The sequence below is a fragment of the Intestinimonas sp. MSJ-38 genome, from assembly GCF_018917925.1.
In the GTDB taxonomy this organism is placed as follows: Bacteria; Bacillota; Clostridia; order Oscillospirales; family Butyricicoccaceae; genus Pseudobutyricicoccus.
This window is the reverse complement of the sequence record NZ_JAHLPO010000008.1, coordinates 95619-114605: the sequence shown is the minus strand read 5'-3', so window position 1 is coordinate 114605 and position 18987 is coordinate 95619. Positions and strand designations below refer to the sequence as shown.

Genomic DNA, 18987 nt, shown 5'->3' with positions numbered 1-18987 from the left:
AACTGTCTGGACAATGCTGTGATAGAAAACTTCTTTGGGCTGCTCAAAAGTGAGCTATTGTATCTGCAGGAATTTCAGTCCATGGAGCACTTCAAACAGGAGCTCATTGAGTATCTGGACTACTACAACAACCGCAGGATTAAGGCAAAGCTAAAGGGCTTGCCGCCTGCAATTCACAGACAGCAAGCCCTTTCGGCTGCTTGAACAATTTTTACTTCAGAATATTGTCTAACTTTTTGGGGTCACTTCAATTGGCCGGGGTTTTTGTTATTCTTCTTTTTCATCCAGAGAAATCGGGCCCTTTTCCCGCTCTACCTGCTGTAAATGTTGAATCAGAACAAACTCGATATAATTGGTCATGGAGCGATGCTCCCTTGTAGCCAGATATCCGATTTTATCAAAAACTTCATCGGATAAACGCAAGGTAAATACTCGCTTGTTGGTCATAACGCTCCCCTTCCCACATCTTGATATCACCTCCTTTATGATATAGCAACCTCTGTACTTTTTATACATTCACTTGACATTTAAGTGACATCACTTTATATTAAAATAAAGTGAGATGATGTACTGATGTTGTCAGAAAGCACCTGCTTCTTCTTAGGTAATCACAATTCGCCTGAGAGTGTATTCCCCATCTTGTCTGCCGCCATAGAACAACACATTCGTGAATTCAACATAACCTCTTTTGTGGTGGGACATTATGGACATTTTGACCGGATGGCAGCCCGGGCCGTATCAGAGTTAAAAAAAGCCTATCCGTTCATTACTTTAAGTGTGTTACTTCCTTATCATCCCGCAGAACGACCATTCACTCTTCCTCCCGACTTTGATGACAGCATTTATCCATTTGAACTGGAGCATATCCCTAAAATCTTGGCAATTCCTCGGGCCAATCGATATATGATAAAACATTGTGGTTTTTTCATTACCTATTGCGAAGATACCACCGGAAACACCTTCCGCTTCCTTCAATATGCTTATGGAAGAGCAAAACAAGGACTCCTCCATATTGAAGATTTGACCACCCCCGTACCCAATAAAACAGGCCCAGGACAATAGTTGTCCTGGGCCTAATATATCGAAAAAGTGGCAGAAGCCACTTTTTCGAGTTTTTAAAACTCCTTCTGGTGGAGCACTACGGCGCAGATCAGCCTGGCCCGCTGCGTGAGAGAGGGCACAGAGGCATATTCCCGTTTGGTGTGGTTCCATTCTCCCTGCACGCCAAAGGAGCAGATCACCGGTGTGCCCGCCAGGGAGATATAGGCGGCATCGGAAAATCCGCCCAGCACCTTCCGGCCAGGCACCGGAAAGCCCTCCTGCTCTGCTACCCGGCAGACATAGGAATAGAACTTTTCCACCTTCTCATCGGTTTCATAGATGGGGGCGTCCTTTTCAAAGACCACATGGCCCCGGGTGCCCTCCACCTGGCAGTGTTCCACGATCTGGGGAATGGCTGCTTTGACCCGCTGCCGTCCCACTTCCTGCAAAACCCGGATATCCACATCCATCTGGCAGCTTCCCGCCACAGCATTGGGCACCGTGCCGCCCTGGATGACGCCCACATTCACTGTGGTGCCTTCCTCCAGATCGGTGAGGGCCTGGATAGCCAGCACCTTGTGAGCGGCCTCCTCAATGGCGCTGCGGCCCGACTCAAAGTCGTTGCCCGCATGGGATTCCACCCCTTCCACCGTCACACGGCAGCCCAGATGGCCCTTGCGGCCCACGCACAGACAGCCGTCCATCAGGCCGGTCTCCATATTGAAGGCAAAGAGACAGTCCTTGCCTTCCTGCAAAAAGACTTCGGCCCCGGTGGAACCCTGGTGCCCCTTTTCCTCGTTGCCGGAGAAGATGATCTTGATGGGGCTCTCTTGATAACCCAGGTGCTTCAGAGCTTTGATGGCATAAAGAGAGATCACTGCGCCCCCCTTCATGTCCAGAGCACCCGGCCCAAAGGCCTTGTCCCCCTCGATGCGGAAAGGATTTTCTCCCCAGCTGCCTTTGGGGAACACGGTGTCCAGATGGCCGGAAAACAAAATGGGTTTGCCTCCGTTTTCCTCGCCCCAGATCCCCACCAGGGTACCGGCCCAACCACCGCCCACATCCTGGACGCGGCAGGAAAAGCCTTCTTTTTCAAATTCCTCTTTGAGACGCCAGAGCACCTTTTCCACATTCTCCGGCTCGCCCACATAGCTCTCCATGTTGACAAGCTCTTTCCAAAGCTCCAGCATGGCCGGACGGTGTCCTTCCAAAAATGCGCCGATTTGTTCCATCTGTGTCATGTTTCCCTTCCCCTTTCACTGCTTTATATGGCTTTTGAAGATTTTTCTTCCGGTGAAAATCCCATTTTCTTGATTCTCCGGCGCATCCATCCTCCCTGGAAATAGTAGATCAAAAAGAGGATGGAGGTGAGGATCCAGCTCACCGGATAGCTGAGCACCAGGTTGTGGAAAGTATGGTTCAGGGGCAGAACGGCATAAATCCAGACCACCCGAAGCACACAAACGCCGCTGGTGGTGATGAGCATGGGAATGAGGGAATCTCCAGTGCCCCGGATGGCACCGGAGAAAATTTCGATGCACACAAAAGCGATATACCAAGGGGCCAGAAACCGCATGATGTCCACCCCTTCGGCCAGAACCGCCTGATCGGTGCTGAACAGGCCAATGAGGGGGGATGCGGCAAAATAGAAGAGTACGCTAAACAAAATAGTGGTCAAAGCGGCCATGCCCATGCACACCCAGATGCTTTTGCGCACCCGATGATATTGCTGGGCCCCGAAGTTCTGGCCCACAAAGGTGGTGATGGACACGCCATAAGCGCCCAGCACCATCCAGAAGAAGCTGTCCACCTTGCCCTGGGCCGTCCAGGCGGCAATGGTGTTGGTGCCGAAGGAGTTGACGCTGGCCTGGATGAGAATGTTGGAGATGGAGTACATATCCGACTGAATACCGGCGGGCAGACCGATTTTCACGATATCCCGCAGCAGCCGGGAGGTGAAACGCACCTGTTTCAGATTCAGCTCATATACCGCCCCTTTCTTCCGCAGAGCCGCAAGGATCAGAGTGGCGGCCACTACCTGAGAGGTAACGGTGGCGATGCCCACACCGGCCACGCCCCAGCCCAGCACTACCACAAACAAAAGGTCCAGCACAATGTTGGTCAGGCAGGCGATGATAAGAAAATATAGGGGGCGGCGGGTGTCGCCCATGGCCCGGAGGATACCCGAGCCGATATTATACGCAAAACTGGGGATGGTGCCCACAAAATAGATCCGCAGATAGAGCTGGGCATAGTCCATGATATCCACAGGGGTGCCCATGGCGCTGAGGGCCCAATGGGAAAGCCCCAGTCCCAGCAGCATAATGGCAGCCCCTACCCACAGCACCAAAGCCATGGAGGTGTGCACTGCTTTTTTCACATCGTCAAAGCGGCGTGCGCCATAGGCCTGGGCAATGACCACCGTGGCGCCGGAAGAGATGCCCACAAACAGATTGACGAAGAAATTGATGAGCACACTGGTGGTGCCGCCCACGGCGGCCAAGGCCTCTTTACCCACAAAGTTGCCCACGATCATGGCGTCAGCCGTGTTATAGAGCTGCTGAAAAAAGGTGCCTAACAAAATGGGGAAAAAGAAGGCCAAAAGCTGCTTCCAGATCACGCCGTCAATGATAGGGTTTCCCGTTTTTTCCATGGTCTGTTTCATATTGGTTTCTCCTTTTCCCGGGGCGGATTTTTTCCTTCCCCTCCAACCCAATATAGCATCCCCTCAGCAGGAAAGTCAAGGCGGGAGAGCCCTCTTGCCCCTTTAAAATTTTACTCCTTCCGCTTTACCCTTTTTTGTCCTGTTTGCACAGACGGGGGCCGTCAGTTCCTGCCTCCCCTTTGTCCTCTTTGTCCCTTTCCCTATATTTTTTTGCCTCCCCTCTGCAAAGTGCCGAAAAAAGGCCGGAGAGCCTTTTTTTGCAGCTCTCCGGCAGAATACAACCTTCTTATTTTACCGCCCGGCGGACGCCCAGGAAATGCTGGATGTTCAGGTCTTCCGGAATGTCCAGGCCATGGTTGCCGTGGACATCCTCCTGCTGGTGGACGCCATGGTCCGGACAGAATGCCACAAGGCTGGTCTTGTCCTTCCAGCTTTCGGCGGCCTTACGGCACAGACGCTGGAAAATGCCGATCTGATTGCTCAGGGCCTGCATGGACAGCAGGGAATCCACCCCGGTGCGATGCATCACATCGTCATATTCCTGGGTATAGGCCACGATCACATCGTATTGATCCTTATCGATCAGCTCCAGGGCTTTTTCCTCCACCTCTTTGTCGTAGGGCAGATAGAAATAATCGATGGGCCGATTGTTATAGATTATGGCCATGCTGGAGCCTTCCACCGCCACCAGGGCCACCTTCTTTCCTGCACGAACCAGAGCATCAAACAGGGAATCGATGGCGATCACCGGCTTTTCATAGGCCTGGATGCCATGGACTTCCGGCTGGGCACCGGTGTACATGGTGCCGAAGCACACCGGGGTCACCGAAGGCATCACCGCCCGCAGAGGCAGCACCAGCTGGGTCTGCTCCAGCACTGGCTGGAACATCAGCCGGTTTTTGTGGAAGAGCCACTGGGCCACGGCATCAGGGTTATAGATCAGCGCCCGCTGAATGGGGCCGCCAGCCTGTTCCTTCAGCAGCTGCACTGCCCAATCCAACGGCGGCTCGGCCTTTTCCGGGGCGGGAACATCCAGTACCGCCGCCAGAGTGGAGCAAAGACGGGCAAGAGAAATGCTGTTTTTCGCTTCCATAAAAAGTTCCTCCTTCTGTGATGCTTTATTTCTATATTGATATTTGACAATGGATCATCCCGATTTTGCAATCTCCTGCAAACACCGCTCCATAGGGGTCTCCTCCGGGCCGATCTCAATATCCGGATGGGTGCCCTCTACATTCAAACAGGTGCCGTCCTCATTGATAAAATAGAAGGGGGGCATACCGCATCATCATCCCACGATTGGGCATGGCCGCCGTCATGTTGGCAGGCGGTGTCGGTGTCATCGTGCTGCTGGCTCCTCCCGTCTGGGTGCCCACCAAAGTACACAGCTCATTCCCTTTGGCAAAATGGACCAACCCTGATCTACACAAATTGCTTTGCATCCCCATCCCGCAAGTTGGAAATCATCTGCTGGTATTCCTGCTTGATCTGCTCCAGATCGATCCTTGTGGCCTGCTCAATCAAGCCAAATGCAACGCAGTTTTCCTCCAAAGTGGTCCAGAAAAAGTCATAGTCCTCCAGCATCATCTCCCGGGTGTAGGAAGCCGGGTCGAACACTTCCAACTCCTGCTTCTGCCCTGTTTCTGGCGCGCCCTCCCCTGGAGCCGGGCCGGTTTGTACACAGGCCAACAGAATCACCGCCGTGGCCAAAGCCAGAGCACACAGCCTCTTCGCTATGGCTTTCCCTCCTTTTTCCATCACCTGAATAATAAAAAGGCCCCCGGATGCGGGGGCTTTTTTGCGTTATTGTTATACATTGATTTCGGCTTTACCGGCATGGATATCCGCATGGCGATCCAGCACCGGCTGGACGCATTCACGCAGGAAGTCCTCGGTCTGCATGGCCGCGCAGCCGATGTATTTCTCCGGCTGGAGAATACCCTCCAGCTCCTGCTCGGTCACTCCGAAGATGGGGTCCTGAGCAATGCGGTGCAGCAGGTCGTTGCTCTTGCCTTCCAGCTTCACCTGACGGGCGGCATCCATGGAATGTTCCCGGATGTGCTCGTGCAGCTCCTGCCGGTCGCCGCCCCGGCGGACAGCATCCATCATGATATTCTCGGTGGCCATGAAGGGCAGCTCTTCCCGCAGATGCTTTTCGATCATCTTGGGATAGACCACCAGCCCTGCGGACACATTCTCATACAGGTTGAGCACGGCGTCGCAGCACAGGAAGGCCTCCGCAATGCTCAGGCGTTTGTTGGCGCTGTCGTCCAGAGTGCGCTCAAACCACTGGGTGGCGGCGGTGATGGCCGGGTTGAGAGAGTCGATCATCAGATACCGGGCCAGAGCAGCCATACGCTCGCAGCGCATGGGGTTGCGCTTATAGGCCATGGCAGAAGAGCCGATCTGGTTCTTCTCAAAGGGCTCTTCCATTTCCTTCATATGCTGCAAAAGGCGCATATCGTTGCTGAACTTGGCGGCGCTCTGAGCGATCAAGGACAGTACGCTGAGCACCTTGAAGTCCACTTTCCGGGTATAGGTCTGGCCGGACACCGGCACGCAGCTTTCAAAGCCCATTTTTTTGGCGATCAGCCCATCCAGCTGACGCACCTTGCTGTAATCTCCGTCGAACAGCTCCAGGAAGCTGGCCTGGGTACCGGTGGTGCCCTTGCTGCCCAGCAGCTTCAGCTCGCCCATCAGCTTTTCCACTTCCTCGATGTCCATGAGGATGTCGTTGGCCCACAAAGTGGCCCGCTTGCCCACAGTGGTGGGCTGGGCCGGCTGGTAATGGGTATAAGCCAGAGTGGGCATTCCCTTGTATTCCTCCGCAAAGGCCGAAAGGGAACGAAGCACTTCCAGCAGCTTGGACAGGAGGATCTTCAGGCCCTCCCGCATGATGATCACATCGGTGTTGTCTCCCACATAGCAGGAGGTAGCTCCCAGGTGGATGATTCCCCGGGCCTTGGGGCAGCACTCCCCATAGGTGTGCACATGGGCCATCACATCGTGGCGGAACTTCTTTTCATACTCCGCCGCCTTGTCAAAATCAATATCATCAATATGGGCCCGCATTTCGTTCAGCTGCTCATCGGTGATGGGCAGTCCCAGCTCCTGCTCGCTTTCGGCCAGGGCGATCCACAGCTTCCGCCAGGTGGAAAACTTGTACTGGGAGGAAAAGAGGTATTTCATCTCCTCGCTGGCATAGCGGGAATTGAGAGGTGTTTCATAAGAACGATAGTCCTTCATGGGCACAGCCGCCTTTCATCTATAAAATACTGCTTTCATTTTACACAAAATCCCCTCTTCTGACAAGGGGCGCTATTTCAAAAATCCGGCCACCAGCCGCTCCTCGGCCTCTTCCCGGGTCAGGCCCAGGGTCTGAAGCTTCCACAGCTGTTCCCCAGCGATCTTGCCGATGGCCGCTTCGTGGATGAGAGAGGCATCTTCACACCGGGCTGCCAAACGAGGCGCGGCGTCCACGGTGCCCTGGCCCATGAGCAGCGCATCACAGGCGGTGTGGCCGGTGCAGGGGGCAAAGCCCCGGATGAGAGAGGAAAAGTCCTGATGGGAGTGATCTTTGGCCACCGCCCGGGAGACCAGATCGCAGCCGCTGTTTTCTCCTTCCAGATCCACTTCAAACTGGCTGTCGGCCTGCTGGTCCTTTTCGGTGAGCAAGCGCTCTCGCACCAGCAGCCGGGCATCTTTGCCCACTTTGCCTTTTGTAATACGGCAGGTGCGGTCCACGCCTCCCAGCTGGGTGGTGTCCATCTCCAGAAGGGAGCCTTCTCCCAGTTCAAACCAGGTCTGGGGGTCCAGCACCTTCTTGCCTTCTCCCTGGCCCTCGCCGGCGTGCTTTTCGATATAATGGACTTTGGCTCCTTCGGCCAGGAAGAAGCGATGGATGCCGCTGTGGCGACTGCCCTCTTCCCCTTCCACATGAACACCGCAGCCAGCGTAAATGGTGATATCGGCGTTTTTACCGATGTGGAAATCGTTATAAACCACTTCATCCACGCCGCCGTGGGTGATGCAGGCCGGGATGTACGCCGTCTCTCCCTGGGTCCCCTCATCCACCGTGATGTCCAGGCCGCCCCCATCGGGTTTGGGGGTGATATGGGTGTGCTGGGTGGAGTGAATGGCGGCGCAGCCTCCATCCTCCCGCACGGAATAGGCGGATTTTTCCCACAGCTTCCCTTTGAAATCAGAGACCACTTCCAACAGTTTTTCGGTGACGGCTTTCATCAGTCATTTCCTCCATCCCAGGGGCACTGCCCCGATTTTTCCCCAAAGAGCCGGGGAAGTATCTGCTCTCTTGGCCCGATGTCGGCCAGTCTCCCCTGGCAAACAACGCCGATGGTATCGGCGATCTCCATCAGCCGCCGCTGGTGGGAGATGAGCACCAGGGCTCCCGGCCACCGGTCCCGGTCGCCGAACACCTGGATCAGCTTGTCAAAACTCCACAGGTCGATGCCGGCTTCCGGCTCGTCAAACACCGCCGCCCGGGGCTTGCGGGCCAGCACGGTGGCGATTTCCACCCGCTTGATCTCGCCGCCGGAAAGGCCATTTCCCACTTCTCTTCCCAGATAATCCCGGGCGCACAGCCCCACCTGGGACAGAAGATTGCACAGCTCTTCCCGGGAGCACTGTTCCCCTGCTGCCATCTGCATCAGTTCTTCCACCGTCACGCCTTTGAAGCGCACCGGCTGCTGAAAGGCATAGCCCAGCCCGGCCCGGGCTCTTCCGGTGATGTCCAGGCCGTCAATGCGCTGGCCATCCAGCCAGATCTCCCCCTCTGCCCCTTCCCGCAGCCCGGCAATCACTCGAGCCAGAGTGGTTTTGCCTCCGCCATTGGGACCGGTGAGCACCAGCCGTTCTCCCTTCTGCACCTTCAAATTGATGTCCCGCAGGATCCATTTGTTTTCCTCTTCCAGTTTCCAGGATACATTCTTCAGTTCCAGCAAGTTTTCATCATTCCTTTTTCCAAACTGCAATCTATACTGATTTTATCATCTTTTCTTCTGCCGTCAAGTGCATGGAAGCACAAGCCCCCGGGGATCTTCCCCGGGGGCAGAATATCAGGCGTGTTCCTTTTTATACAGCAGGCGCACAGCGTTGAGTACGCAGAGCATGGCAACACCGGTGTCGGCAAAGACCGCCGCCCACATATTGGCGTAGTGGAAGAGACCCAGAACCATCACCAAAGCCTTGATGGCCAAGGCGAAAATCACATTCTGCCAGGCGATGGAATTGGTCTGGCGGGCGATGGCCAGAGACTGGGGCACCGCTTCCATGGAGGAGGTCATAAAGACCACATCGGCGGCTTCGATGGCAGCATCGGCGCCGCTGCCCATGGCCGCGCCCACATCGGCGCCAGCCAGCACCGGAGCGTCGTTGATGCCGTCGCCTACGAACATCACCGCTCCCCGCTCTTTCCGCACCTGCTGGAGTTTATCCAGCTTCTCTTCGGGAAGCAGACGGGCAAAGACCTGATCCACTCCGGTCTTTTCTGCCACGGCCTGGGCGCTTTCCGGCCCGTCGCCGGTGAGCATCACGGTGGCGATGCCCTGGCTCTTGATCTTGCCGATGGCCGAGGGAGATTCCTCCTTCACGGTGTCGGCGATGAGCAGGCTGCCCAACATTTTTCCATCCAGAGCCACCAGTACCTGGGTGCCTTCCTTGTGGGAAGGCAGATCGGACACCTGCACCCCATGGTTTTCCAGCAGCTTCCGGTTGCCGCAGAGGACCAGACCCTGGGCGGTCTGGGCGGAAATACCCTGACCGGCCTGTTCGGTGACCTGCTGGGGCTTTTCCAGAGCAATGCCCTTTTCCTTGGCTGCGGCCAGGATGCTGACGCCGATGGGATGGGTGGAGTTCTGTTCACAGATGGCGGCCACTTCCAGCACCTTCTGGGAATCCACACCTTCCAGGGGATCGATCTGCTGCAAAACAAAGTTGCCCTTGGTGATGGTACCGGTTTTGTCCATCACCACAGCCTTGACATTTTTCATGGCTTCCAGAGAGACGCCGCCCTTGAAGAGGATGCCCTTTTTGGAACCGGCGCCGATACCGGCAAAGAAGGCCAGAGGCACACTGAGCACCAGGGCACAGGGACAGCTGATAACCAGGAAGGTCAGGGCGGTATAGATCCAGTAGCTCCAGTCGCCGGTGAAGAGGGATGGCAGAATGGCAGTGACCAGAGCCAATCCCACCACCACCGGGGTATAGACCCGGGCAAACCGGGTAATGAACCGGTCAATTTTGGGCTTGCTGGCGGCGGCATTTTCCACCGAATCCAGGATACGGGTAACCATGGACTCTTCCAGCACTTTTTCCGCCCGCACTTCCAGCAGGCCGGAGGTATTGACGCAGCCGGAGGTCACCGGGCTGCCTTCGGTCACCTTCACCGGCACAGGCTCACCGGTAACCGGAGAGGTATCAATGCGGCTTTCGCCCTTTGTGACAACGCCATCCAGAGGAATCCGGTCGCCGGGGCGTACCAGCAGGATGTCTCCCACCTGAGCCTGGGAAGCAGGGATGGTTTCGGTTTTGCCCTCACCCAGCACCCGCTCCACCACTTCGGGGCGCAGGTCCACCGCTTCCATGATCTGGCTGCGGCTCTTTTCCACAGCGCGGTGCTCGAAGTATTCACCGGCCCGATAGAACAGCATGACGCCCACCGCTTCGGGGAAGTTGCCGATGCACAGCGCACCCAGGGTGGCAATGCTCATCAGGAAGTTTTCATCAAACACATGGCCCCGGGGCAGGTTTTTCAAAGCGGTGAGCAGCACTTCGCCACCCAGAATCACATAAGAAACCAGGAAAACGCCCCGCAGCCACAGGGAATCTTCCGCCCCGCCCAGCGCATGGCCCAGCACTTCGCCGGCCACAAACAGGCAGGCGCCCAGCAGGATAAAGAGAAGATCCCGCCGCTCTTCCTTTTTTTCGTCCTTCTTTTCCTTCTCGATCTCCCGGCCATCCCCCCAGGGGGTGATGGCAGCAGTGCCCTCCACGCTGCGGGCGATCTCCACCATCCGGGGCAAAAGGGCATCCGGATCTTTGGCGGTGACTCTCAGCTGTTTTGTGGCGAAAGTCAGCGTAGCCTCCTCCACTTCCTCCAGCTGGTTGATCTTCCCTTCGATCTTGGCAGCGCAGTTGGCGCAGTCCAGACCGTCGATGCGGTAGGTCTTCCGGCGCATTCCCCGGGGTACACCCTCCCCCCGAGGGGTGATGGTGGCGGTGCCCTCCACACTGCGGGCGATCTCCAGCATCTGGGACAAAAGGGCGTCCGGATCTTTGGCGGTGACCCGCAGCTGTTTTGTGGCAAAGGTCAGGGTGGCCTCCTCCACTTCCTCCAGCTGGTTGATCTTCCGCTCGATTTTGGCGGCGCAGTTGGCGCAGTCTAAGCCATCGATGATATACACCTTCCGGCGGCTTCCGACCGACGGTGTGTGATGATGGTGGTGATGATGCTCATGACCATGATCGTGGCCGCAGCCGCAGCTTTCGTGCTCATGGTCATGGCCGTGGCCGTGGCCGTAGCCGCAGCCGCAGCTTTCGTGCTCATGGTCATGGCCGTGGTCGTGACCGCAGCCGCAGCTTTCGTGCTCGTGATCGTGGCCGTGGTCGTGACCGCAGCCGCAGCTTTCGTGCTCGTGATCGTGGCCGTGGTCGTGACCGCAGCCGCAGCTTTCGTGCTCATGGTCATGGCCGTGGTCGTGACCGCAGCCGCAGCTTTCGTGCTCATGGTCATGGCCGTGGTCGTGACCGCAGCCGCAGCTTTCGTGCTCGTGATCGTGGCCGTGGTCGTGACCGCAGCCGCAGCTTTCGTGCTCATGGTCATGGCCGTGGTCGTGGCCGCAGCCGCAGCTTTCGTGCTCGTGATCGTGGCCGTGGTCGTGACCGCAGCCGCAGCTTTCGTGCTCGTGATTGTGCCCGTGGTCGTGACCGCAGCCGCAGCTTTCGTGCTCGTGGTCATGGCCGTGGTCGTGACCGCAGCCGCAGCTTTCGTGCTCGTGGTCATGGCCGTGGTCGTGACCGCAGCCGCAGCTTTCGTGCTCGTGATTGTGCTCATGCGAATGCATGGTGTTCTCCTTGGGGTTGGGCATTGTCCTCTCCTCCTTTGGCCGGCACCTTACAGATATTTGTCCAGCACTTGATTGAACCGCTCCAGCACCTGGGTATCTCCCCGCTGGATGCCTTCCTTTACGCAATTATTCAGGTGATCCTTCAAAATGATCTTCCCCAGTTTCTCCAGGGAACCCTGAATGGCAGACAGCTGCAAAAGAATGTCTTCGCACTCTTTGTCCTCGGTGAGCATTTGGCGCACCGCCCGCACATGGCCCTCGATAGCGGCCAGCCGGTTGTCCAGGGATTTATCATAATGTCTCGACATGGGATTTCTCCTTTCCTATCCCCCACCCCCCTGGGAGGGGGTCTGACTGTATGGTAGCACGCTCATTCTTCTTTGTCAACCGTTTCTCCCCTGTAAATACTGGACTTTTTCTTTTCTGTTTTTCGCTTTTACCGTCATATTATCAGCCACCCCCCGGGGGGGGTATAATGAAGAACAAAAAGGTCCCGAGCCGAAGCCCGGGACCTTTTTGTTCTTTTATAAAAATCAGTCGGCGTTGACTTCCACCTCAATGACCCGGCGCTCATCGGCCTTGGTCACCTTGGCGGTGAGCTTGTCATACTGGAACACTTCCCCTTCCTTGGGGATGCGGCCCAGCACGCCCAGCACCCAGCCGTTGACGGTGCTCACATCCAGCTCCGGATCTTCTTCCATGCCGAACAGTTCCAGCATTTCCTCCAGATCAGCGCTGCCTTCCACACGGTAACGGCGCTCGGCGATCTTCTCGAAATCCTCTTCTTCCACTGCGTCATGTTCATCCCAAATGTCGCCCACCAGTTCTTCGATCACATCTTCCAGTGTGACGATACCGGCGGTGCCGCCGTATTCATCGGTGACCACGGCCATGTGGGCCTTGTTCTGCTGAAGCAGATGGAGCAGACGGGAAATCTTCATGGAGTCGGTGATAAAGAGCACCGAGCTGACCACTTCCTTCACAGGAGCTTTCCAATCTTTCCGGCCGTAGAAATCCTTCTGATTGATAACGCCCAGGATATTGTCAATGGTGTCCTCATAATAGGGCAGACGGGAGAAACCGGTGGAGCGGAACAGCTCCGCCACTTCCTCAGGAGTATCCTTATCAGAAACAGCCACCACATCCACCCGGGGAGTGAGGATATCGGACACATCCAACTCATGGAACTCAATGGCCGAACGCAGCAGCTCGCCCTCCTGCTCGCCGATGCCGCCGTCATTCTGGGCTTCGTCCACAATGGTCAGCAGCTCTTCTTCGGTGATGCCTTTGTCCTCCTGGGCTTTAAACACCATGGAAAGAAGTTTTTTCCACTGCATAAAGATCCAGTTCACCGGAGCAAGCACCCACAAAAGCAGGCGCATGATGGGAGAGGAGAACATGGCAAAACGCTCGGGGGATTCCTTGGCCAGGCTCTTGGGGGAGATTTCACCGAAGATCAGCACCAGAACGGTCATCACCACAGTAGAAAGGGTGATGCCGGCATTGCCGAAATACTTGGTGAAGATGACGGTGGCCAGGGAAGCCGAAGAAATGTTGACGATGTTGTTGCCGATGAGAATGGTGGAAAGTAGCTTATCGTAGTTCTCCGAAAGGTTCAGAGCCAACTGAGCCTTTTTGCTTCCCGCCTGGGCCATGTTCTTCAGCCGGATGCGGTTGAAGGATGTAAAGGCCGTTTCGGTGGCGGAAAAATAAGCCGACATGGCGATCAGAACCACCAGAACTCCGATAAGCAGCATACTGTGACTGTCCATGATTGAATGATCTTCCTCCTAAAAAATAAATATGGGTATTCCGCAAAAAAGCGCCGTTCGGACAAAACCAAAAGCCGCAGCAAACACAGACCCCGCCATCAGGCGGCGCCAAAGCAAGCTGCGGCAAAATCCTTCTTTCGTTTTCGTCCCGGCTCGGTGCCGGTTAAAGGCGGCTCATCCAAGAGTCGTCGCTCCTTCGCTATAAAATAAATTAGCTACATAATACCAAAATTCCCGCTCCATTGCAAGGTTTTTTTTGACTTTTGCCCACCCCTTTTATTTGACAAGGCAGATCGGCTTTTATATAATAAGGTATTGGACTGGGGCTGAATGTTCCCGGCCTGAAACAACCAAACGCGGTGAAGGTCCCCTTGGGGCCAAGAGGGAAGCCGGGTGCAAATCCCGCGCAATCCCGTTGCTGTAAACGCCGAGTGTCCGCCCTGGCCACTGGTTTTCCGGGAAGGCGGCGGTGCGCCATGACGCAAAGCCAGAACACCTGCCTTCACCGTCGCCCTTCATTTTTTGCGCGGATACGGAAAATGAGCGGTCTGATCTCCCTGGGGGAGGTCTGCTCCGGCCTGTTTTCCGCCGGGGCTTTTCTTTTGCCTTTTATCCTCACATGAGACAGGAGATGTGTTTTTTTGAATATTTCCATGGCCGGCATCGACCATTCCATGGCCGGTATCGACATCCGCCAGCGGTTTTCCCTGGCCAAAAGCCGCCAGCAGCAGATCCTCCAGGCCTTGTTCCACATGGAGATGGTGGAGGGAGCGGTGCTGCTTTCCACCTGCAACCGCACCGAGATCTACCTTTCCTGCCGGGAAGGCTTCTCCCCCGATCCCTTTGCCCTGTTCTGCCAGGCGGCCAATCTGCCCTTTGAAGACTGCCAGGGCCTTTACAAAGTGCGCCAGGGCGAAGAGTGCTTTGACCATCTGTGCCTTCTGGGCAGCGGCGCCCTCTCCCAGATCTGGGGAGAGGATCAGATCATCACCCAGGTGAAAAACGCCATCACCCTGGCCCGGGAAGAGCATTGCGCCGACTCCCTGCTGGAGGTGTTTTTCCGCACCGCTGTCACGGCCGCCAAAAAGATCAAAACCACCCTGCGCTTCACCCGCTCGGAAGCATCGGTTGCCACCAAAACGCTGGAGATCCTGCAAAACGCTCCGGATGCTCCCCGCAATGTGCTGGTCATCGGCAACGGGGAGATCGGCCGCCTGGTGTGCTCCCGGCTGCTGGAACAAGGTTTTTCGGTGAGCATGACCCTGCGTCAGTATAAGCACGGCCAGATCCAGGTGCCGGAAGGGGCGGCGAGTTTTGACTACGCCCTGCGCTACCAGGAGATGCCCCGTTTTGACGCTTTGGTCAGCGCCACCTCCAGCCCTCACTATACTGTGGACTGGGCGGAGTTCTCCCGCCTTGCAAAGGCCCCCCGGTATCTCATCGACCTGGCAGTGCCCCGGGATATCGATCCCGCCTGCGGCGAAAAGGCCGCCCTCTATGACATCGACACCCTGGGCCGGGAGGAATTTACCCGGGAGCGGGCAGTGCTGCTTCAACAGGCCCAGCAGATCGTGGAAAAATACCGGCAGGATCTGCACAAATGGGAACGCTATCGGGCCCAGCGGGTCTCCGGGTGCTGAACATGGAGCAGAAAAAACACTTTCCCCTTTTTTGTGATATCCAAGGAAAAAAAGCGGTGGTCATCGGCGGCGGCGCCATTGCCGCCCGCCGGTGCCGCACCCTTTCCCGCTTTGCTTTTGCCCTTCACATTATCGCCCCCACCCTCCACCCGGATATTCTGGAGCTGGAAAAGCAGGGGCTTGCCACCGTCTCCCGCCGCACTTTTGCCCCGGGGGACGAAAAGGGAGCCTTTCTTCTGGTGGCCGCCACCGACGAGCGGCAGGTCAATGCCCTGGCGGGACAACTGGCAAAACAGGCCGGGGCCTTTGTCAGCGTGGCCGACCGGCGGGAGGAATGCACCTTTTATTTTCCCGCCCTCATCGAGGACGGGCCCATCACCATCGGCGTTGCCGGCGACGGCCAGGATCACGCCGCAGTCGCCCAGCGGGCTGGGCAGATCAGGAGGCTGTTGGAACAATGAAAAAACTGCTTGTGGGAAGCCGGGAAAGCCGGCTGGCGGTGCTCCAGACCCAGATCGTCACCGATCTCATCCAAAAGCACCACCCGGACTATCAGGTGGAGCTGGTTACCATGAAAACTACCGGGGACAAGATCCTGGACCGCACTCTGGACAAAATCGGCGGCAAGGGCCTTTTTGTCCGTGAACTGGACCAGGCCCTTCTGGACAGGCGGGCGGACATCACCGTCCACAGCCTGAAGGATATGCCCATGGAAACAGCCCCCCGCCTTCCCATCCTGGCCTATTCCCGGCGGGAAGATCCTCGGGATGCTCTGGTGCTGCCCCAGGGACAAACAGAGCTGGATCTGGCCAAGCCCATCGGCTGCGCCAGCGCCCGGCGACGCATCCAGCTGGAAAAGCTCTTCCCCGGCTGCCGGGTGGAACCGGTGCGGGGCAATGTGCTCACCCGCCTGGAAAAGCTGGACCGGGGGGACTACGGCGCTTTGGTGCTGGCCTCTGCCGGACTGCGCCGCCTGGGGCTGGAAGGGCGGATCAGCCGCCTGTTTTCCCCGGAGGAAATGCTGCCCGCCGCCGGTCAGGGCATCCTGGCTGTCCAGGGCCGGGAGGATTTTGACCGTTCCCTGCTCCGGGAAGTGGAGGACAAGGATGCCACCGCCTGCGCTTTGTGCGAGCGTGCCTTTGTCCGGTTTCTGGACGGGGGCTGCTCCTCTCCGGTGGCGGCCTACGCCCAGGTGGATGGAGAAACCATCCGTCTGCGGGGCCTATACTGGGACGAAACGGGCTGGGAGATCGATGAGATTCGCGGCTCTGTGACCGACGCAGAAGAACTGGGGATTACACTGGCCCGGACAATGGCTGCAAGGAGGGGCAAATGACAAAAGGAAAAGTAACTTTGGTGGGCGCCGGACCGGGAGATGCGGGTCTGCTCACCTGCAAGGGACGGGAAGCCCTGGAAAAAGCCGATGTGGTGGTTTATGACCGTCTGGTGGGCGAAGGGGTCCTGAACCTCATTCCCCCGGGGTGCAAAAAAATCGATGTGGGCAAGCGGTCGGGAGAGCATCCCGTGCCCCAGTGGCGGATCAACCAGATCCTGGCGGAGGAAGCCAAGAAGGGACAGGATGTGGTGCGGCTCAAAGGAGGCGACTGCTTCCTCTTTGGCCGTGGTGGCGAAGAGCTGGAAGAGCTGGTAAAAGAGCAGGTTCCCTTCCAGGTCATCCCCGGCATCACCTCGGCCCTGGCCGCCCCGGCTTACGGCGGCATTCCGGTGACCCACCGGGATTTCTGCTCCTCCCTGCACATCATCACCGGCCACAAAAAGAAGGACGGAGAGCTGACGCTGGATTATCCCGCCCTGGTACGGCTCCAGGGCACTCTGGTTTTCCTCATGTCGGTGTCCACCGCCCCTCAGATCGCCCAGGGCCTGCTGGATGCAGGCATGGAAAAAGAGATGCCGGCAGCCATCATCGAAAAGGGCACCCGGCCGGATCAGCGCACCATCCTCACCACCCTTTCCCGCCTGGGAGAAACGGTACAGGAAAAAAAGGTCACTTCCCCCGCCATTTTGCTGGTGGGCAAGGTGGCGTCCCTGTCCCCTCAGTTTGACTGGTTCGATGCCCTGCCTCTCAAGGGGAAGCACATCCTGGTGACCCGTCCCCGGCAAGAGGGCTCCCTCCTGCAAAACCGCCTGGAAGAGCTGGGGGCCCGGGCCGACCTGCTCCCGGCGATTGCACGGGAAAAGCTGCCCTTCTTCCTGCCCGATCTGAAGGATTACACCGCCCTGCTCTTCACCAGCCCCCACAGTGTGGCCTGTTTCTTTGAAGGGCTGTGGGAAGCAGGCCTGGACAGCCGGGTTCTTTTTGGCAAAAAACTGGCCGCTGTGGGCAGTCAGACCGCTCGGGCTTTACAAAAGCAGGGGCTGCGGGCCGATTTTGTGCCCCGGGAATACAGCGGCAAAGCCCTGGGAGCGGAAATGAAGGCCGCAGGCTTCCTCACACCGGAGGACCGTGCCCTCATCCCCCGGGCCAAGAAGGCCGGCCCCCATCTGGAAGAGGCCCTGAACGAAATGCAGGTCCCCTACACCGTCCTGCCTGTGTATGAAACTTTGCTGCAAAAAGGTGAAGAGCACATCGACCCCCGGGTCTATGACGCCCTGACCTTTACCAGCGCCAGCGCAGTAGAGGGTTTTCTGCTCAGCTGTCCCGGCGCCGATCTTTCCCATCTTCCTGCCCTGTGCATCGGGCCGGAAACCGGCAAAAAGGCGGCGGAAATGGGGATGGATGTTACTCTGTCCCCGGAAGCCACCATCGATTCCATGATAGATACATTGATAGGAGGTTTTTTCCATGATTGATCGTTCCCGCCGTCTCCGCACCACTCCCCTGCTCCGTGGCATGGTGCGGGAGACCCGCATGAGTCCCCAGAGCCTGATTCTGCCTCTGTTTTTGCAGGAAGGGGAAAAGATCTGCTCCCCCATCCCCAGTCTGCCCGGCCACTTCCATTACAGCCCCGATGAAGTCTCCCGGGGCATTGAGGAAGCCCTGAGCCACGGGATCAACAAATTCCTGCTCTTCGGCCTGCCCGCCAGCAAAGACCCGGAAGGCAGCGGCGCTTATGCAGAGGACGGCATTGTTCAGCAGGGACTGCGGGCCATCCGGCAGAAATACGGCAAAGAGGTCTATCTCATCACCGATGTGTGTATGTGCGAATACACCTCTCACGGCCATTGCGGCATCCTCTGTGGGGAAACGGTGGACAACGACAAGACTCTCCCCTATCTCAGCCGCACCGCCCTGTCCCATGTGCAGGCGGGCGCCGATATGGTGGCCCCCTCTGACATGATGGACGGCCGGGTGGCCGCCATCCGCCAGGCCCTGGATGAAAACGGCTTTGAAAACACCCCCATCTTGTCCTATGCCGTCAAATATGCCTCCTCCTTCTATGGCCCCTTCCGGGATGCCGCCGGCAGCGCTCCCTCCTTCGGAGACCGGAAGAGCTACCAGATGGACTGCCACAATGTGCGGGAAGCCCTGAAAGAAGCCATGCAGGACACCCGGGAAGGGGCCGATATGCTGATGGTCAAGCCCGCCCTTTCCTACCTGGATGTGATCCGGGCGGTAAAGGAAAACACCCACCTGCCCCTGGCGGCTTACAGCGTCAGCGGCGAATACGCCATGATCAAAGCAGCGGCCCAGGCCGGACTCATCGACGAATACGGCGTCATGTGTGAAAGCGCCGTCTCCATCTTCCGGGCCGGAGCGGATATTTTGATCACCTACTATGCCAACGAACTGGCAGATGCCATCATGAAAGGGGATATCGGCTGAT

19 protein-coding genes and 1 riboswitch are annotated in these 18987 nt (G+C 57.3%); of the genes, 7 read left to right on the top strand and 12 right to left on the bottom strand.

Annotated elements, in window-relative coordinates; genetic code table 11:
- On the top strand, nucleotides 1–204 hold a 204-nt coding region (locus tag KQI26_RS07005; RefSeq protein WP_216503868.1), incomplete at its 5' end, for an IS3 family transposase.
- A gap of 63 nt (nucleotides 205–267) precedes the next feature.
- Here the strand turns inward: KQI26_RS07005 and KQI26_RS07000 are convergent.
- Nucleotides 268–447: a hypothetical protein gene (locus KQI26_RS07000; RefSeq protein ID WP_118426397.1), complete on the bottom strand. Its 180-nt coding sequence runs from the start codon at nucleotides 445–447 to the stop codon at nucleotides 268–270.
- A gap of 126 nt (nucleotides 448–573) precedes the next feature.
- Between KQI26_RS07000 and KQI26_RS06995 the strand changes: the two genes are divergently transcribed.
- On the top strand, nucleotides 574–1062 hold the full coding sequence (locus tag KQI26_RS06995; RefSeq protein ID WP_216503867.1) for a hypothetical protein: 489 nt from the start codon (nucleotides 574–576) through the stop codon (nucleotides 1060–1062).
- A gap of 53 nt (nucleotides 1063–1115) precedes the next feature.
- On the opposite strand, the gene KQI26_RS06990 is transcribed toward KQI26_RS06995, so the two are convergent.
- The 11 genes from KQI26_RS06990 to KQI26_RS06945 form a co-directional block, all read right to left on the bottom strand.
- Nucleotides 1116–2282: a M20 family metallopeptidase gene (locus KQI26_RS06990; protein ID WP_216503866.1), complete on the bottom strand. Its 1167-nt coding sequence runs from the start codon at nucleotides 2280–2282 to the stop codon at nucleotides 1116–1118.
- 23 nt (nucleotides 2283–2305) lie between these two features.
- Nucleotides 2306–3706 (bottom strand): MATE family efflux transporter, encoded by a 1401-nt coding sequence (locus KQI26_RS06985; RefSeq protein ID WP_216503865.1) that lies wholly within the window; start codon nucleotides 3704–3706, stop codon nucleotides 2306–2308.
- A 286-nt stretch (nucleotides 3707–3992) separates the two neighbouring features.
- Nucleotides 3993–4799 carry an alkaline phosphatase family protein gene (locus KQI26_RS06980; RefSeq protein WP_216503864.1) on the bottom strand — a complete coding sequence of 269 codons (807 nt, stop codon included), beginning with the start codon at nucleotides 4797–4799 and terminating at the stop codon, nucleotides 3993–3995.
- Between the two features lie 54 nt (nucleotides 4800–4853).
- Nucleotides 4854–4985, bottom strand: a complete 132-nt coding sequence (locus KQI26_RS15525; protein ID WP_256447861.1) for a hypothetical protein — start codon at nucleotides 4983–4985, stop codon at nucleotides 4854–4856.
- A 143-nt stretch (nucleotides 4986–5128) separates the two neighbouring features.
- Nucleotides 5129–5395, bottom strand: a complete 267-nt coding sequence (locus KQI26_RS06975) for a hypothetical protein (RefSeq protein ID WP_216503863.1) — start codon at nucleotides 5393–5395, stop codon at nucleotides 5129–5131.
- Nucleotides 5396–5515: 120 nt separating this feature from the next.
- The gene (purB, locus tag KQI26_RS06970) at nucleotides 5516–6952 is read right to left on the bottom strand and encodes an adenylosuccinate lyase (RefSeq protein ID WP_216503862.1); all 1437 of its coding nucleotides are present in this window, start codon (nucleotides 6950–6952) and stop codon (nucleotides 5516–5518) included.
- Between the two features lie 72 nt (nucleotides 6953–7024).
- Entirely contained in the window at nucleotides 7025–7948 is a 924-nt protein-coding gene (locus KQI26_RS06965; protein WP_216503861.1) for a SufD family Fe-S cluster assembly protein, read from the bottom strand.
- Nucleotides 7948–8667: an ATP-binding cassette domain-containing protein gene (locus KQI26_RS06960; RefSeq protein WP_216503860.1), complete on the bottom strand. Its 720-nt coding sequence runs from the start codon at nucleotides 8665–8667 to the stop codon at nucleotides 7948–7950. Before KQI26_RS06960 ends, KQI26_RS06965 begins: the two co-directional genes overlap by 1 nt.
- Before the next feature lie 114 nt (nucleotides 8668–8781).
- The gene (locus KQI26_RS06955; protein WP_253292715.1) at nucleotides 8782–11811 is read right to left on the bottom strand and encodes a heavy metal translocating P-type ATPase; all 3030 of its coding nucleotides are present in this window, start codon (nucleotides 11809–11811) and stop codon (nucleotides 8782–8784) included.
- A gap of 26 nt (nucleotides 11812–11837) precedes the next feature.
- Nucleotides 11838–12098, bottom strand: a complete 261-nt coding sequence (locus KQI26_RS06950) for a metal-sensing transcriptional repressor (RefSeq protein ID WP_118426389.1) — start codon at nucleotides 12096–12098, stop codon at nucleotides 11838–11840.
- Nucleotides 12099–12323: 225 nt separating this feature from the next.
- On the bottom strand, nucleotides 12324–13562 hold the full coding sequence (locus KQI26_RS06945) for an HlyC/CorC family transporter (protein ID WP_216503859.1): 1239 nt from the start codon (nucleotides 13560–13562) through the stop codon (nucleotides 12324–12326).
- Between the two features lie 346 nt (nucleotides 13563–13908).
- A riboswitch (cobalamin riboswitch) is annotated at nucleotides 13909–14081 on the top strand.
- A gap of 122 nt (nucleotides 14082–14203) precedes the next feature.
- On the opposite strand from KQI26_RS06945, the gene KQI26_RS06940 reads away from it, so the two are divergent.
- From KQI26_RS06940 to hemB, 5 genes are read left to right on the top strand one after another with little or no spacing between them, the layout of a single operon-like run.
- A complete protein-coding gene (locus KQI26_RS06940) occupies nucleotides 14204–15202 on the top strand; it encodes a glutamyl-tRNA reductase (protein WP_216503858.1) in 999 nt (332 codons plus the stop codon).
- Between the two features lie 2 nt (nucleotides 15203–15204).
- Nucleotides 15205–15663, top strand: coding sequence for a bifunctional precorrin-2 dehydrogenase/sirohydrochlorin ferrochelatase (locus KQI26_RS06935; protein ID WP_216503857.1), 459 nt, complete (start codon nucleotides 15205–15207; stop codon nucleotides 15661–15663).
- Complete coding sequence (hemC, locus tag KQI26_RS06930) at nucleotides 15660–16538, top strand: hydroxymethylbilane synthase (protein ID WP_216503856.1); 879 nt, start codon at nucleotides 15660–15662, stop codon at nucleotides 16536–16538. The genes KQI26_RS06935 and hemC overlap by 4 nt, the downstream gene beginning before the upstream one ends.
- The gene (cobA, locus tag KQI26_RS06925; protein ID WP_118747453.1) at nucleotides 16535–18013 is read left to right on the top strand and encodes a uroporphyrinogen-III C-methyltransferase; all 1479 of its coding nucleotides are present in this window, start codon (nucleotides 16535–16537) and stop codon (nucleotides 18011–18013) included. Before hemC ends, cobA begins: the two co-directional genes overlap by 4 nt.
- Nucleotides 18006–18986 carry a porphobilinogen synthase gene (hemB, locus tag KQI26_RS06920; RefSeq protein WP_216503855.1) on the top strand — a complete coding sequence of 327 codons (981 nt, stop codon included), beginning with the start codon at nucleotides 18006–18008 and terminating at the stop codon, nucleotides 18984–18986. The genes cobA and hemB overlap by 8 nt, the downstream gene beginning before the upstream one ends.
- Nucleotide 18987: the final 1 nt, after the last annotated feature.

Excerpts from the sequence above, each read along its gene's own strand:
- KQI26_RS07000 (WP_118426397.1), bottom strand. The coding sequence starts at position 447 with ATGACCAACAAGCGAGTATTTACCTTGCGTTTATCCGATGAAGTTTTT.
- KQI26_RS06995 (WP_216503867.1), top strand. The coding sequence starts at position 574 with ATGTTGTCAGAAAGCACCTGCTTCTTCTTAGGTAATCACAATTCGCCT.
- KQI26_RS06990 (WP_216503866.1), bottom strand. The coding sequence starts at position 2,282 with ATGACACAGATGGAACAAATCGGCGCATTTTTGGAAGGACACCGTCCG.
- KQI26_RS06985 (WP_216503865.1), bottom strand. The coding sequence starts at position 3,706 with ATGAAACAGACCATGGAAAAAACGGGAAACCCTATCATTGACGGCGTG.
- KQI26_RS06980 (WP_216503864.1), bottom strand. The coding sequence starts at position 4,799 with ATGGAAGCGAAAAACAGCATTTCTCTTGCCCGTCTTTGCTCCACTCTG.
- KQI26_RS15525 (WP_256447861.1), bottom strand. The coding sequence starts at position 4,985 with ATGCCCCCCTTCTATTTTATCAATGAGGACGGCACCTGTTTGAATGTA.
- purB (WP_216503862.1), bottom strand. The coding sequence starts at position 6,952 with ATGAAGGACTATCGTTCTTATGAAACACCTCTCAATTCCCGCTATGCC.
- KQI26_RS06965 (WP_216503861.1), bottom strand. The coding sequence starts at position 7,948 with ATGAAAGCCGTCACCGAAAAACTGTTGGAAGTGGTCTCTGATTTCAAA.
- KQI26_RS06955 (WP_253292715.1), bottom strand. The coding sequence starts at position 11,811 with ATGCCCAACCCCAAGGAGAACACCATGCATTCGCATGAGCACAATCAC.
- KQI26_RS06950 (WP_118426389.1), bottom strand. The coding sequence starts at position 12,098 with ATGTCGAGACATTATGATAAATCCCTGGACAACCGGCTGGCCGCTATC.
- KQI26_RS06945 (WP_216503859.1), bottom strand. The coding sequence starts at position 13,562 with ATGGACAGTCACAGTATGCTGCTTATCGGAGTTCTGGTGGTTCTGATC.
- KQI26_RS06935 (WP_216503857.1), top strand. The coding sequence starts at position 15,205 with ATGGAGCAGAAAAAACACTTTCCCCTTTTTTGTGATATCCAAGGAAAA.
- hemC (WP_216503856.1), top strand. The coding sequence starts at position 15,660 with ATGAAAAAACTGCTTGTGGGAAGCCGGGAAAGCCGGCTGGCGGTGCTC.
- cobA (WP_118747453.1), top strand. The coding sequence starts at position 16,535 with ATGACAAAAGGAAAAGTAACTTTGGTGGGCGCCGGACCGGGAGATGCG.
- hemB (WP_216503855.1), top strand. The coding sequence starts at position 18,006 with ATGATTGATCGTTCCCGCCGTCTCCGCACCACTCCCCTGCTCCGTGGC.